Raw genomic sequence first — 15,105 nt, 5'->3', positions numbered from 1 at the left:
CTGTTCAAGAGCCGCACCGGTCAGCCACCAGAGCGCGGCCCGAGGGCCGCCCGGACTGTGCAGCGTCAGGTATCGTGATCCATCGGGCCAGTGTCGTCCCGAGTGGTGCAATCTCCGTGTTCCCCGCTGCTGAAAGCGACCAATGAGTGAACTGCCTGGCCGGCAAGGCCTGTACGACCCCGCCAACGAGCACGACGCCTGTGGTGTCGCCTTCGTCGTGGACATGCACGGCCGTCGTAGCAGAGACATCGTCGACAAGGGCATCGCCGCACTGATCAACCTCGACCACCGTGGTGCTGCCGGTGCCGAGCAGAACAGCGGCGACGGCGCCGGCATCCTCATCCAGGTTCCCGACACGTTCTTCCGTGCCGTCTGCGACTTCGAGCTGCCCGAGCCGGGCAGCTACGCCACCGGCATCGTGTTCCTGCCGCAGGCCGCCAGCGAGGCCGTCGCCGCCGCCGAGCAGATCGAGCAGGTGGTGGTCAGCGAGGGCCTCAAGGTCCTGGGCTGGCGCGAGGTTCCGGTGGATCAGTCCTCCCTGGGGGCTCTCGCCCGTGACGCGATGCCGACGTTCCGTCAGCTGTTCATCGCGGCCGAGGATGGCGCTGTTACCGGCATGGACCTCGAGCGCAAGTGCTTCGTGGTGCGCAAGCGGGTGGCCCGCGAGCTGGGCACCGAGGGGCCCGGCCGGGGCCAGGGTCGGGAGACCGCCTACTTCCCCAGCCTGTCCGGACGCACGTTCGTCTACAAGGGCATGCTCACCACCCCGCAGCTGCGCGAGTTCTACCTCGACCTGCAGGACGACCGGATGGACAGCGCGCTCGCGCTGGTGCACTCCCGGTTCTCCACCAACACGTTCCCCTCCTGGCCGCTGGCGCACCCGTACCGGCTCGTCGCCCACAACGGTGAGATCAACACCGTCAACGGCAACGAGAACTGGATGCGGGCCCGCGAGGCGCTGATCAACACCGACAAGTTCGGTGACCTGGAGCGCCTGTTCCCCATCTGCACGCCGGGTGCCTCCGACACCGCACGCTTCGACGAGGTGCTGGAGCTGCTGCACCTGGGCGGGCGCAGCCTGCCGCACGCCGTGCTGATGATGATCCCGGAGGCGTGGGAGAAGCACGCCACCATGGACCCCGCCAAGCGGGACTTCTACCGCTACCACGCCGCGCTCATGGAGCCCTGGGACGGACCCGCCTCGGTGGCGTTCACCGACGGCACCGTGGTCGGCGCGGTGCTCGACCGCAACGGCCTGCGCCCCTCCCGGGTGTGGGTGACCGAGGACGGCCTGGTGGTGATGGCCTCCGAGGTCGGCGTCCTGGACATCGACCCGGAGACCGTGGTCCGCAAGATCCGCCTCAAGCCCGGTCGCATGTTGCTGGTCGACACCGCCCAGGGCCGCATCGTCAGCGACAAGGAGCTCAAGTCCGAGCTCGCTGCCGAGCACCCCTACGGCGAGTGGCTGGCACAGGGCGTGGTCAAGCTGGCCGACCTGCCGGCCCGCCCGCACGTGCGCAACTCCCACGAGTCGGTGCTGCGCCGGCAGCAGATGTTCGGCTACACCGCCGAGGAGCTGGAGCTGCTGCTGGCCCCGATGGCCACCACCGGCGCCGAGGCGATCGGGTCGATGGGTACCGACACCCCCATCGCGGTGCTGTCCAAGCGTCCGCGGCTGCTGTTCGACTACTTCTCGCAGCTGTTCGCCCAGGTGACCAACCCGCCGCTGGACGCCATCCGCGAGGAGCTGGTGACCAGCCTGGGCAACACGATCGGGCCCGAGGGCGACCTGCTGGACCCCACCCCGGAGTCGTGCCGGCACATCATCCTGCCGCAGCCGATCGTGGACAACGACGACCTGGCCAAGCTGATCCACGCCAACGACGACGGGGACCAGCCGCGCTTCCGCTCGGCCGTCATCTCCGGGCTGTACCCGGTGGCCGATGGCGGCCCCGGCCTGGCCGCGGCGCTGGACGACATCCGCCGCCAGGTCTCCGCGGCCATCGCCGACGGCGCCGCGCTGATCGTGCTCAGCGACCGCAACTCCTCCGCCGAGCTGGCGCCGATCCCCTCCCTGCTGCTCACCGCCACGGTGCACTTCCACCTGGTGCGCGAGCGCAGCCGCACCAAGGTGGGCCTGATCGTGGAGGCCGGTGACGCCCGCGAGGTGCACCACATGGCCCTGCTCATCGGGTTCGGCGCCGCGGTGATCAACCCCTACATGGCCTTCGAGACCCTCGAGGACCTGCTCGACCGGGGCCGGCTGCGCGACAACGACCTGACGCTGGACCAGCTGATCCAGAACTACGTCAAGGCCGCGGGCAAGGGCGTGCTCAAGGTGATGTCCAAGATGGGCATCTCCACCCTCGCCTCCTACACCGGCGCCCAGGTCTTCGAGGCCATCGGGCTGTCGGAGGAGCTGGTCGGGGAGTACTTCACCGGCATCACCAGCCGCCTCGGCGGCATCGGCCTGGACGAGATCGCCGCGGACATCGCCGTGCGCCACCGCAACGCCTTCCCGGACCGTCCCGAGGAGCGCGCCTACCGCGAGCTCGAGGTGGGTGGCGAGTACAAGTGGCGCCGCGAGGGCGAGTACCACCTGTTCAACCCGGACACGGTGTTCAAGCTCCAGCACTCCACCCGCGCCGGGCGCTACGACGTCTTCAAGGAGTACACCGCGCTGGTGAACGACCAGGCGGAGCAGCTGGCGTCGCTGCGCGGGCTGTTCCGGCTGCGCACCGACGAGCGCGAGCCCATCTCCATCGACGAGGTGGAGCCGGCCAGCGAGATCGTCAAGCGCTTCTCCACCGGCGCGATGAGCTACGGCTCCATCTCCGCCGAGGCGCACGAGACCCTCGCCATCGCGATGAACCGCCTCGGCGGCAAGTCCAACACCGGTGAGGGTGGCGAGGACGTCGCGCGGTTCACCGCCGACGCCAACGGCGACCTGCGCCGCTCGGCCATCAAGCAGGTGGCGTCGGGCCGCTTCGGGGTCACCTCGGAGTACCTGACCAACGCCGACGACATCCAGATCAAGATGGCCCAGGGCGCCAAGCCCGGCGAGGGCGGCCAGCTGCCCGCGCACAAGGTGTACCCGTGGGTCGCCAAGACTCGGCACTCCACGCCCGGCGTCGGGCTCATCAGCCCGCCGCCGCACCACGACATCTACTCGATCGAGGACCTGGCCCAGCTGATCCACGACCTGAAGAACGCGAACCCGTCCGCACGGGTGCACGTCAAGCTGGTCTCGGAGATCGGCGTGGGCACGGTCGCCGCCGGGGTGTCCAAGGCGCACGCCGACGTGGTGCTCATCTCCGGCCACGACGGTGGCACCGGCGCCACCCCGCTGACCTCGCTCAAGCACGCCGGCACCCCGTGGGAGCTGGGCCTGGCCGAGACGCAGCAGACGCTGCTGCTCAACGGCCTGCGCGACCGCATCGTGGTGCAGGTGGACGGCCAGCTCAAGACCGGCCGCGACGTGGTGGTCGCCGCCCTGCTGGGCGCGGAGGAGTTCGGCTTCGCCACCGCCCCCCTGGTGGTCTCCGGCTGCATCATGATGCGGGTCTGCCACCTCGACACCTGCCCGGTGGGCGTGGCCACGCAGAACCCGCTGCTGCGCGAGAAGTTCAACGGCAAGCCCGAGTTCGTGGTCAACTTCTTCACCTACATCGCCGAGGAGGTCCGCGAGCTGCTCGCCGAGCTCGGCTTCCGCAGCATCGAGGAGGCCGTGGGCCACGTCGAGATGCTGGACACCGCCGGGGCGATCGACCACTACAAGGCCGCCAAGCTGGACCTGACGCCGATCCTGCACCAGCCGGAGTCGGCCTTCATGAACCAGGACCTGCACTGCACGGGCACCCAGGACCACGCGCTGGACAAGGCGCTGGACCAGCGGCTGATCGCGGAGAGCCAGGAGGCCCTCAACCACGGCACCCCGGTGCAGATCTCCACGGAGATCAACAACGTCAACCGCACCGTGGGCACCATGCTGGGGCACGAGGTGACCAAGCTCTACGGTGGCGCGGGGCTGCCCGACGGCACCATCGACATCACCCTCACCGGCTCCGCCGGGGTGAGCATGGGGGCGTTCCTGCCCCGTGGGATCACCCTGCGGCTCTTCGGCGACGCCAACGACTTCGTCGGCAAGGGTCTCTCCGGCGGGCACGTCGTGGTGCGTCCGCCGCTCAACTCGGCCAAGGGCTTCGTGGCCGAGGACAACACCATCGCCGGCAACGTGCTGCTCTACGGCGCCACCAACGGCAAGGCGTTCGTCCGCGGACTGGTGGGTGAGCGGTTCGCGGTGCGCAACTCCGGCGCCACCGCGGTGGTCGAGGGCGTGGGTGACCACGGCTGCGAGTACATGACCGGCGGCAAGGTGGTCATCCTCGGCGAGACCGGGCGCAACTTCGGTGCCGGCATGTCCGGCGGCGAGGCCTACGTCTACGACCCCGAGGGCGTCTTCCCCGCCGACCTCAACCGCGAGATGGTGGACCTGGAGGAGGTCGGCGCGGACAGCGAGTGGCTGCGCGAGATCATCGAGGAGCACCGCTCCTGCACCGACTCCGACGTCGCCACCCGGATCCTGGCCGACTGGCCCAACCAGGTCGGACACTTCGTCAAGGTCATGCCCCGCGAGTACAAGCGGGTGCTGCTGGCGATCGAGACTGCACAGAAGGATGGAAGCAACGTGGACGAGGCAATCATGGCGGCCGCTCGTGGGTGACGTGCGCGGTTTCCTGAAGCACGAGCGGGAGCTCCCCACCCGGCGGCCGGTCGAGCTCCGCCTGCTGGACTGGAAAGAGGTGTACGAGGAGTTCCAGGACGACCGGCTCCGCACCCAGGCCAGCCGGTGCATGGATTGCGGAATCCCGTTCTGCCACAACGGTTGTCCGCTGGGCAACCTGATTCCGGACTGGAACGACCTGATCTACAAGGACGAGTGGTCCGAGGCCAACGTCCGCCTGCACGCCACCAACAACTTCCCGGAGTTCACCGGGCGGCTGTGCCCGGCGCCGTGCGAGGCAGCCTGCGTGCTGGGCATCAACGACGACCCGGTCACCATCAAGCAGGTGGAGGTCGAGATCATCGACCGCGCCTTCGACGAGGGTTGGGTCAAGCCGATCCGGCCGACCAAGCTGACCGCCAAGTCGGTGGCCGTCGTCGGCTCCGGGCCGGCCGGCCTCGCCGCGGCCCAGCAGCTGACCCGGGCCGGGCACACGGTGACGGTGTTCGAGCGGGCCGACCGCATCGGCGGCCTGCTGCGCTACGGCATCCCCGAGTTCAAGATGGAGAAGCGCCACATCGACCGGCGCCTGGAGCAGATGACCGCGGAGGGCACGCAGTTCCGCACCAGCGTCAACGTCGGGGTGGACATCACGGTCGAGCAGCTCCGCGAGGACTTCGACGCGGTGGTGCTGGCCGGCGGAGCCACCCAGTGGCGCGACCTGCCCATCCCCGGCCGTGAGCTCGAGGGCATCTACCAGGCGATGGAGTACCTGCCCCCGGCCAACCGGGTGCAGCAGGGCGACCTCGAGGTCTCCCCCGTCTCGGCCTGGAAGAAGAAGGTCGTGGTGATCGGTGGCGGTGACACCGGCGCGGACTGCCTGGGAACTGCGCTGCGCCAGGGCGCGGAGACGGTGCACCAGTTCGAGATCATGGCCAAGCCGTCGGCACAGCGCGACGTCAGCACGCCGTGGCCGACCTACCCGCTGATCTTCCGCACCTCCTCGGCCCACGAGGAGGGCGGCGAGCGGGTGTACGCCGTCAACACCGAGGAGTTCATCGGCCAGGACGGCAAGCTCACCGGCCTGCGCGCGCACGAGGTGGTGATGGTGGACGGCAGGTTCACCAAGGTCGAGAACAGCGACTTCACGCTGGACTGCGACATGGTGCTGCTGGCCATGGGCTTCACCGGTCCGGAGAAGACCCCGCTGATCGAGGACCTGGGCGTGGAGCTCACCGAGCGCGGCAACGTCGCTCGCAGCACGCAGTGGGCCAGCACGGTCGACGGGGTGTTCGTGGCCGGTGACATGGGCCGCGGTCAGTCGCTGATCGTGTGGGCCATCGCCGAGGGTCGCGCGTGCGCGGCTGCGGTGGACACCTTCCTGGAGGGCGAGACCGCTCTGCCCTCCCCGGTGACGCCGACCACCCAGCCACAGCGCTGACCTGCGAGGTTGTGAAGATCCTCGCTCGTCCTCGACACTGAGCCCCATGACCGCCCGCCCTGCACGTCCCCCGACGAGCAGGGCGGGCGTCGTGCTTCCCGCCCTCTCCGCGAACATGCGGTTCGACGAGGCCAGCCACGCGGTGGTGGCCTACCTGCAGGCGACCATCCCGATGGGCTTCTGGTCGGTCACCCGCTACGACGGCGAGCGCCAGGTCTACCTGGAGGTGGACGCCCCCGACTACGGCACCGCGGTCGGCGACTCGGTGGCGTGGTCGGAGTCGTTGTGCCAGCACGCCGTTGTCGGTGACGCGCCGGAGGTGGCCCCGGACGTGGAGCAGGTGGAGATCTACCGCACCGCCCCCGTGCGCGAGACCGTGGCCATCGGCGCCTACATCGGGGTGCCCATCTACCGCGGCAACGGTGAGCTCTACGGCACCTTGTGCGGCCTGGACCCCGCGCCGCGGGGCGCCGAGCTCACCGACCACCACCCGTTGCTGCGCCTGCTCACCGGTCTGCTGGGCACGGTGCTGGAGGCCGACCTCGAGCACACCGCCATCGAGCGCGACCTGGAGCGCGCCGAGCTCGCCGCGGAGACCGACGCGCTGACGGGGCTGCTCAACCGGCGCGGGTGGGACCGGGTGCTGACCATGGAGGAAGACCGCTACCGGCGCTTCGGCGATGCCTGCACGGTGGTGGTGGTGGACCTGGACGACCTCAAGGTGGTCAACGACGGCCAGGGCCACGACGCCGGGGATGCGTACCTGCAGCTGGCCGCGCGGACGCTGACCGCCGCCGTCCGCCCCACCGACGTGGTGGCCCGCCTCGGCGGGGACGAGTTCGGGGTGCTGCTGGACGGCGTGGGCTCCGAGCGGGCGGTCTCCCTGGTGCAGCGCCTGCAGGCCACGCTGGACGAGTGCGGCGCGGCGGGCTCCTGCGGGCACGCCTCCTACACCATCGCCGGCGGCCTCGCCCGCGCCGTGCGGGACGCCGACGCCGCGATGTACGCCCAGAAGCGCACCCGCCGTGGCGCTTCCGCCCGGCACCGGCAGGGCTAGCCGCCCCGCGGGCCTCAGCCCAGCCGGGCGCGGTGCTTGTTGGCGTACATCGCCGCATCGGCCGCGGCCAGCACCTGCTCCGGGTCGTTGCCGGTGCCCGCCACCGCGCACCCCACGCTCACGCTGATCTCCGAGCTCAGCCCCACCCGCGCGGAGGCGTCCGCACAGGCCTGCTGCACCCGGTCCACCAGCCGGTCGAGCTCCTCCTCCCCCGCGGAGAGGTCCTCGCACAGGATGATGAACTCGTCGCCGCCGAGGCGGGCCACGGTGTCGGAGGGGCGGAGCACCTCGGACAGGCGCTCGGCGATGGCCACCAGCAGGGCGTCACCGGTCTGGTGGCCGAAGCGGTCGTTGACCGCCTTGAAGTCGTCGAGGTCCAGGAACAGCACCCCCACCTGCCGCGCCCGGCGAGCCGGGCTCACCAGCGCGTGGGTCAGCCGGTCCAGCAGCAGCGCCCGGTTGGCCAGCCCGGTCAGCGGGTCGTGCATGGCCAGGTGCGCCAGCTTGGCCCGCTCGGCGGCGAGGCGGTCCTGCAGGTCGTAGCGCTTGACGTCGAACTCCCGGACCATGTGCACCAGGCTGGCGTCGCAGCTCTGCCGGACGATCCGGTACACCTGCCGCAGCAGCTCGTCGTCCACGCCCAGCCGCGCACCCTCCTCGCGGGCCACGCTGATGGTGACGTCGCGCCAGGCCAGGTAGCACCGCGCGATGTCGGCCAGGCCGAAGTTGTCGGTGGCTGACGGCCCGCCGCTGTCGGCCAGCGCGCGGGACTCGCTCGGCGTCGCCCCCTCGCCGGTGGCCAGGTAGCGGCCGATGAGCTCGGTGGCCAGCACGCACGGCACCATGATGAGCCGGCTGACCACGTCGGCGGCAACCCCGTCCGGGCGTCGCTCGATGGTCACGGTCGCGGCCACCGTCTCGGCCACGCTCCGGGCTCGGTCGATCAGGGCGTTCCCCAGCGCCCGCTGACCGTCCGCCGCCGACGGAGATACGTCGGCGGGCTCCCCCCGTTGAGTCATGCGGACATCTCCCCCAACACCATTGTGACTACACGTCGTACTTCCAACTTGGACACATCGTGACACACAACTCGGTGCTCGAGGCGCTGACCACAGTGTTTGCGTTGTCCCACTGGTCAATTCGCGCAGTGGGCAGCCGCGGTGCAGGTGGCCGCGGCGTGGCGTCCCGCGCGGCGACCGAAGAACGATCCCTCCCCCAGCTGGGTCCCGCTGCAGTAGCCCTTGCCGTCCTGGGCGATGTTGGCCGCGCAGGCGCCGGCGGCGTAGAGCCCGCCGACAGCCTCGCCGTCGGCGGTGAGCACCTCGGCGTCCACCGAGGTGCGCAGCCCACCCATGGTGAAGCCGGCGTAGAGCGCCTTGCCCAGCGAGAGGTCGAAGGCGGCCCACGGGCCGGTGCCCTGCGGGGCGAGCCACTCGGGCGCCTTGTGGAAGTCGGGGTCCTCCCCGCGCTCGGCGTTGACGTTGTACCGGTCCAAGGTGGACTGCAGGTGGCCGGCCGGGATGCCCAGCGCCTGCTCCATCTCCGCCACCGTCTCCCACCCGTCGATGAAGGGTGCGAGCGGGAAGTCCGGGCGCTGCACGTGCTCGGAGTCCACCACCAGGTATGCCACTGCGCCCGGCTGCTCCAGGGCGAAGGCGGAGGTGCGGGAGTGGTAGGAGTCCTCGGCGACGAAGCGCTGCCCGTCGGCGTTGACGATGACCCCGGTGAGCAGCTGGGACGGTGGGTAGACCGGTGCGGTGATGAACGCCTGGTCCATGTGCAGCGTCTGCCCGCCGGCGGAGATCCCCATCCGCAGACCGAGCCCGTCGTCGTAGGTGCCGCCGAGCACGAAGGGCTTCTCGGCCAGCTGGGGCACGTGCTGGGCCACCATCTCCGGGTTCATCACGAACCCGCCCGCGGCCAGCACCACCGCTCCCGCGCGGATGAAGCCGTGCTCGGCGAAGCGCCGCCACGCCACGCCCACCACGCGGCCGTCGGTGTCGGTGACCAGCTGGGTGGCCCCGGTCTCGCAGCGCAGCTGCACCCCGAGCTCGTCGGCGCGCCGCACCAGCAGGTCGATGACCATCGCCGCTCCACCGGTGTCCCCGGCCACGGGGACCTTGTGGCCGCGGGGGGCGGGCACCGCCTGGTCCCGGTAGGGCCACACCTTCTCGTTGCCGGTGAACATCAAGCCCTCGGTGCCGGGCTGGATCACGGCCTTCTCCGGGTAGTAGCTGCGCTCGAACTCGAAGCCCAGACCCTCCAGCCAGTCGAAGTGCGCCACGCTGCCCTCGCAGTAGGCGCGGATCTTCTCCGGCTCCGGCTGGCGGGAGACGGCCATCAGGTACTCGTACATCTGCTCGACGGAGTCCTCGTGCCCGGTCGCCTGCTGCACGGCCGTGCCCGCACCGAGGTAGAAGTGCCCACCGGCCAGCGCCGTGGTGCCGCCGGGCACCGCGGCGCGCTCGAGCACCAGCACCCGGGCACCGGCCGCGGCCGCCTCCACCGCAGCGCAGCCGCCTCCGATGCCGAACCCGACCACCAGGACGTCGACCTCGTCGGACCACTCCTGCACCGAGCTGGCGGGGACGGTCTCGGGGATCGCAGTCGTCATCGGTGCCTCCAGCAGGGCGTCGAACGAAGAAACTGGTACGTGTTCCAGTTCTGGGTTCCCAATGTAGGGCACCGCGCCCGGCTGTGGCGGTCGACGCGAGCGGCCGCGCGGGAGCTGCTCAGGCCGGCGCGACGAGGCCCAGGTACCAGCGCACCACCTCGTCCGCGGCGAGCACGGCGAGCAGCGCGCCGGTGATCATGTACGGGCCGAACGGGATCGCGGTCTTGCGGGAGCCACGGCGCGAGGCGATGATCACCGCCCCCACCACGGCGGCGAGCAGGAAGGCCGCGAAGCCACCCACCAGCAAGGTGCCGAACGACAGGTAGCCGAGCACGGCGCCCACCACTCCGGCGAGCTTGACGTCGCCCAGCCCCATCCCGGCCGGGTGCACCAGGGCGAGCACCAGGTAGCAGCCGAACAGCGCAGCGCAGCCGATCACCGCCCGCAGCAGCGCGGCCCAGTCGCCCTGCCAGGCGGCGGCGACCACCAGCAGGCCCAGCACCACCGGGTAGGAGGGCAGCACGATGGCGTTGGGCAGCCGCCGCACCTCGAGGTCGATGGCGGCCAGCGCCACGCCCGCAACGACGAAGTAGAGGTAGGCGGGCAGGGCGGGCAGCTGGTCCAGGGCGGCCAGCCGCCAGGCGACGGCCACGAACAGCGCCGCGGTGAGCAGCTCCACCAGCGGGTAGCGCGCGCTGATCGGGCCGCGACAGCCCGCGCACCGCCCCCGCAGGGCCAGCCAGCTCAGCACCGGGACGTTGTGCCGGGCCTTGATGGGCGCCGCGCAGTGCGGGCAGTGCGAGGCCGGGCGCACCAGCGAGTCACCGGCCGGCACGCGGTGCACCACCACGTTGAGGAAGGAGCCGACGGCCAGACCCAGCACGGCCACCACCACGAGCAGGAACGCGAGCACGCCGTCGATCATCACGCCCCCACGTCAGGGCGCCTGGAACGGCAGCTCGGCGGTGTTCTCCACCCGGGAGGCACGGACGTTGGGGTCGGAGTTCCACTTCTGCAGCGGCGAGCCGTCACACGCCGAGACGATCACCTTGTAGGACGGTGGGGAGCTGTCGTACCGGGACGAGCCCTCGCCCAGGCACAGCCCGGGGTTCGCGCTGTCCCGGATGGTGAACTTGTCGCCGTAGGCCAGCTCGGTGCCGTCGGCGGCCTGGGTGGTGTAGTAGGTCCAGGTCTGACCGGGGTCGTTGGTGGCGCACCTGGCCACCGTCACCGCCTGCTTGTCGGCCCGCGGACTCTTCAGGCAGTAGGCGGTGCTGTTCGGCGGGGTGGTTCGCCACTGCACCTGGGTGGGCTTGGTCGCGTTGATCGTGGTGCTGGGGGTGAACTTCTGGTTCCACTCGTCCACCAGGTCCAGCTTCTGCTTGCACGGGTAGATGATCATGAACGACGACCCGTCCCCGGCGGCGTCCTTGTTGGGCACGTCCAGGCAGCGGCCGAAGTCACCGAAGTTCACCAGCTGCTTGCTCCCCAGGCCTGCCGCGCCGGCACCCACCGTGGGCTGGGCGGTGTAGGCCTGGGAGCCGTTGCCGCACCCGGTGGTGGTGAACGCCGCCTTCAGCGCCAACGTCGGCAGGGTCAGGCAGCTGCCGCTGGCGGAGAGGAAGCGACCCACGGCGTCGGAGCGCCACTCCTGCCCGGTCGTCGGAGTGGCGTCGCTCTTGGCGGCACACTTGCGCACGATGGTGGGCGAGCCCTGGTGCAGGCACAAGCCGTTCAGGTTGGTGTTGATCGCGGCGTCGCTCTTGGTCTGCACCAGCTGCAGGCTCAGGTCCACGTTGTAGTACCAGCTGCGCATCTTCACGGCGTCGGCGGAGTTGTCGTAGCAGTTCTTGGCCACCACCGCCGCGCCCTCCTGCAGCTTGTCCACGCCCATGCAGAACGGCTCGGTGCCGTCGGCCCGCCCGAACGAGATGGAACCACCCCCGGCGGCGGTGTAGGCGTTGGACGTCTGGAAGACGTAGGTCGCCTGCAGGGTGCGCCCCGGTGAGCTGCCCGCGCCACCGGGAGGGTTGATCCCGGTGGAGGTCAGCAGTGCGTAGGAGGGCACGTAGAGGTCGGGCGTGGTCCCGCTGGCCTTGAGGTACACCCCGTAGCCGGACACGCAGATCATCTTGTTCCTCGGGTCGGCCAGCCACGCGTCGTCGTGGCCGTAGGGGTCGGCCGCGTAGTAGGCGATGTCCACGCTGTAGGTCGCCTGCCCCCCGTCACCCACTGGACCGGCCAGTGGCCCGCAGGGCAGCTTTCTGGGGTCCCCGGCCCCGGTGGTCGCAGTGGGGCTGGTGTCCGCCGCCGAGCGGATGAGCCCGGTGGCCACCTCCAGCCCGCTCTGGGCGGCGTGCAGCGCCTGCACCCGGCTGGTGACGAGCCGGGTCGACTGGGTCTGGGTGATGACCATCGGCAGCAGCAGCGCGCCGAAGGAGATGCCGACCAGGATGACCAGCAGCGCCATCGGCATGGACCCGCGGTCGTCGGTGATCAGCCGCTGGCGCAGCGATCGGGCTCGGCGCACGGGTGGGTGGGGGTGGGTCATCGTCGGCCTGCTTCCGTGCAGATCCCGGACAGCGGGGTGGTGGGTGCGCTGTTCAGCGCGGTGAACGTGGTGTCGCTCACGGAGACTCTGTCACCCAGGCTGTTCAGGCTGGACCGCAGCACGACCCGCAGCTGCTGGTAGGGCACGGCCGCGGTGGCGGCGACCCTGGTGAAGGGCTGCTGCGCGCCTGGCGCCACCGAGCCGTTGATGATGTCCGACGCGACCGGGGTGAACGTCGTCAGGCCGGTCTTGGCTCCGGGGCTGGTCACCGTCCAGGTGCGCTGCTGCAGCTGGCGCGGGGCGGCGCCGTTCGCGTCGCTCGGGCCGGTGACCCGCAGCTGCGTGCACCGCACGGCGGCGGTCTCCCGGTCCACCGACTGCAGCTCCACGTACCAGGAGCCGCCGGACTCACCCGGCTGGCTCAGCGCTGTGGCGTAGCGCACGGTGGAGTCGAGCCGGTTGAACGCGGTGCTCAGCTGGCCCGAGGTCTGCGCCAGGGACTCCGCGGTGGTGGTGGAGCTGAACATGCTGGTGATGGCGGCGGTGAACATCACCATGAACACGCCCATCACCGTCATGCCCACCATCAGCTCGATCAGGGTGGTGCCGGTGTCCCGCTCGTCGGTGTCCCGGCGCAGCCGGTCGGACAGTCGGCGCCACGCTCGGCTCACCACGTGATCACCCAGCGGAACGCGGGGCTGGACACGGTGGCGCCGTCCTGGTCGGTCACCGTGACGACCAGCCCGGTGTAGGTCCGGACGATGGGCGGAATGGGCGCGTCGCCCACGATCCGGTCACCCACGATCGACAGTCCACCAGGCAGGCTCGAGCCCGTGCTGGTGTAGGTGTACGGGCCGCGGCCCCCCGTCGCGGCCAGCGGCAGGTTCACTTCCCGCCAGCGATCGTTCTGGTCTCCGACCACCAGGCGCAGGTCGGTGACGTTCCACTGGAACGGCGTGGTGGTGGCCCGGCCCCCGCCGGCGTCCACCACGGAGATCGAGATGCCGCGGTACACGCCGTTGGTGTTGGCCGTGGTCCCGGAGATCACGCCGGTCCTGGGGTTGAGGGTCAGCCCCGGCGGCAGCGCGCCGTTCAGCGTGTAGGTGCAGCTGGTGCACGTCCCCAGCTGCAGGTTGACCACCTGGTTGCGCTGGCTGGTCTGGTTTCCCGGCGACAGCAGCGACGGTGCGGGCGTGACGTTCCAGGAGAAGGTCACGGCGGACGTCTGGGTGGTCTCGGTGTCGGTGACGGTCACGGTGACGTTGCGCGGACCGGTGGTGTTGCTGGCGGCCACCACGCCGGCGATCTCGCCGTCCGGGCCCAGGGTGAGCCCGGCGGGCAGCCCGGCCTGGGTGAAGGCGTAGCTGCCGGAGCCGCCCTGCACGGCCAGCTGGATCGCGACGGTCAGCAGCCGGCTGGTGGTCTGGGTGCCGGGGTTGGTGACGGCCAGACCGGGGTTGACGGTCCAGGTGAAGCCGGACTGGGCGGTGGCTCCGGTGGCGGCGTTGGTGGCCCGCACCGTCACCGGGAAGGACCCCGCCGTCGTGGCCGTCCCGGTGATCGCTCCCGTGGCGGTGTTGATCGTCAGCTGCGTGGGCAGCCCGGACGCCGACCACACCGTGACGCCCGTGCCCCCGGTGGCGGTGGACGGCACGTTCACCAGCTGCCCGACGTTGCTGGAGCGGTCGCCCGTGGGTGCGGTGACCACCAGGGCCGGGTAGACCCGCCAGCGGAAGGTGGCCGTCGCCGTCTTGAGGAAGCCGTCGGTGACGGTGACGGTGACCAGCGCACCGGCGGGGTTTGGGGCAGTGGCCCGGCCGGTCACCACCCCGGTGACGGCGTTGAGCGTGAGTCCCGGCGGCAGGCCGGTGGCCACGTAGGTGAAGGTGGGCACCCCACCGGTGACGGCGCAGCCAGGGCTGCCCTCGGCCGGCAGGATCGAGCGGGTGACCTCGTCGTTCACCGTGGAGGCCTGGTCCTGGCAGCCGGTGAGGGTGGGCGCGGGCGGGGGCGTGGCGTTGAAGTTGAAGGTGAGGTCGCCGCTGCCGTTGAGCAGCATCGCGGTGAGGTAGGTGCACCTGGACGCGGTGCAGCTCTTGTCCGCCCAGGTGACGGCCACCACGACGCGCACCTGCTGGGTGTAGTGCCTGGTGGGGGTGTACCCACTCGTGTTGCTGGCGGCACAGTCGGTCGAGGCCGCCGTGTCCACGGCGGGTCGCAGGCACCAGCCCACGAAGTAGCTGACCTGGTAACCGACGTTGTTGAGGGTGGACGACTGCGGGGTGGTGGGCAGTGCCTTCGGCGCGACCGAGGTGGTGTCGGTGGCGGGGGCCATGGAGGTGAGCCACGACTTGACCGGTTCGCTGGTCGCCAGCGGCGTGCGCCACTGGTTCGTCACGTCGGCGGGGCTGTGGCCGGCCACCGCGCCGGCGGCTCCCAGCCCGCGCACCAGCTCCATCGCGGTGTCGGACAGCTGGATGGCGCCCTGCCGGGCGCGCTGCTGGCTGGCGGAGGACATGGTGGAGATGAAGAACGACGTCAGCGCCGTCATCACCACGGTGATCACCGCGATGGCCATCACCGACTCGAGCAGGACGAAGCCGTCGTCAGGCCGCGCTGCGCCAGTGCTGCTGGGACCGCGACGGCTGGGCCGGCGCGCGATCAGGGTGAGCAGCGACCGCCGCGGCGGCGAGCTGGCAGGACGCATGTCGCGGTGCTC

9 protein-coding genes are annotated in these 15,105 nt (G+C 70.8%); 3 read left to right on the top strand and 6 right to left on the bottom strand.

Annotated features, from left to right (window positions below; genetic code table 11):
• Positions 1–142 precede the first annotated feature (142 nt).
• From gltB to AC3YNX_RS07635, 3 genes are read left to right on the top strand one after another with little or no spacing between them, the layout of a single operon-like run.
• On the top strand, positions 143–4,723 hold the full coding sequence (gltB, locus tag AC3YNX_RS07645; protein ID WP_489995095.1) for a glutamate synthase large subunit: 4,581 nt from the start codon (positions 143–145) through the stop codon (positions 4,721–4,723).
• Entirely contained in the window at positions 4,716–6,164 is a 1,449-nt protein-coding gene (locus AC3YNX_RS07640) for a glutamate synthase subunit beta (protein ID WP_127782047.1), read from the top strand. Before gltB ends, AC3YNX_RS07640 begins: the two co-directional genes overlap by 8 nt.
• Positions 6,165–6,210: 46 nt before the next feature.
• Positions 6,211–7,221 carry a sensor domain-containing diguanylate cyclase gene (locus tag AC3YNX_RS07635; RefSeq protein ID WP_489995094.1) on the top strand — a complete coding sequence of 337 codons (1,011 nt, stop codon included), beginning with the start codon at positions 6,211–6,213 and terminating at the stop codon, positions 7,219–7,221.
• Between the two features lie 14 nt (positions 7,222–7,235).
• Here the strand turns inward: AC3YNX_RS07635 and AC3YNX_RS07630 are convergent, their stop codons facing one another.
• The 6 genes from AC3YNX_RS07630 to AC3YNX_RS07605 all read right to left on the bottom strand — a co-directional run bounded on the left by AC3YNX_RS07630 (position 7,236) and on the right by AC3YNX_RS07605 (position 15,093).
• Positions 7,236–8,240, bottom strand: coding sequence for a GGDEF domain-containing protein (locus AC3YNX_RS07630; protein WP_127782046.1), 1,005 nt, complete (start codon positions 8,238–8,240; stop codon positions 7,236–7,238).
• Between the two features lie 116 nt (positions 8,241–8,356).
• Positions 8,357–9,835, bottom strand: coding sequence for an FAD-binding protein (locus tag AC3YNX_RS07625; protein WP_489995093.1), 1,479 nt, complete (start codon positions 9,833–9,835; stop codon positions 8,357–8,359).
• A gap of 118 nt (positions 9,836–9,953) precedes the next feature.
• Entirely contained in the window at positions 9,954–10,760 is an 807-nt protein-coding gene (locus AC3YNX_RS07620; RefSeq protein ID WP_489995489.1) for a prepilin peptidase, read from the bottom strand.
• 12 nt (positions 10,761–10,772) lie between these two features.
• On the bottom strand, positions 10,773–12,386 hold the full coding sequence (locus tag AC3YNX_RS07615) for a hypothetical protein (RefSeq protein ID WP_489995092.1): 1,614 nt from the start codon (positions 12,384–12,386) through the stop codon (positions 10,773–10,775).
• Positions 12,383–13,060 (bottom strand): hypothetical protein, encoded by a 678-nt coding sequence (locus tag AC3YNX_RS07610; protein ID WP_489995091.1) that lies wholly within the window; start codon positions 13,058–13,060, stop codon positions 12,383–12,385. The genes AC3YNX_RS07615 and AC3YNX_RS07610 overlap by 4 nt, the downstream gene beginning before the upstream one ends.
• Positions 13,054–15,093: a putative Ig domain-containing protein gene (locus AC3YNX_RS07605; RefSeq protein ID WP_489995090.1), complete on the bottom strand. Its 2,040-nt coding sequence runs from the start codon at positions 15,091–15,093 to the stop codon at positions 13,054–13,056. The genes AC3YNX_RS07610 and AC3YNX_RS07605 overlap by 7 nt, the downstream gene beginning before the upstream one ends.
• Positions 15,094–15,105 lie beyond the last annotated feature (12 nt).

This window comes from Rhodococcus sp. Z13_19A, assembly GCF_058133575.1.
The sequence above is the reverse complement of the archived record's forward strand: the minus strand, read 5'-3'. Positions and strand labels throughout refer to the sequence as shown.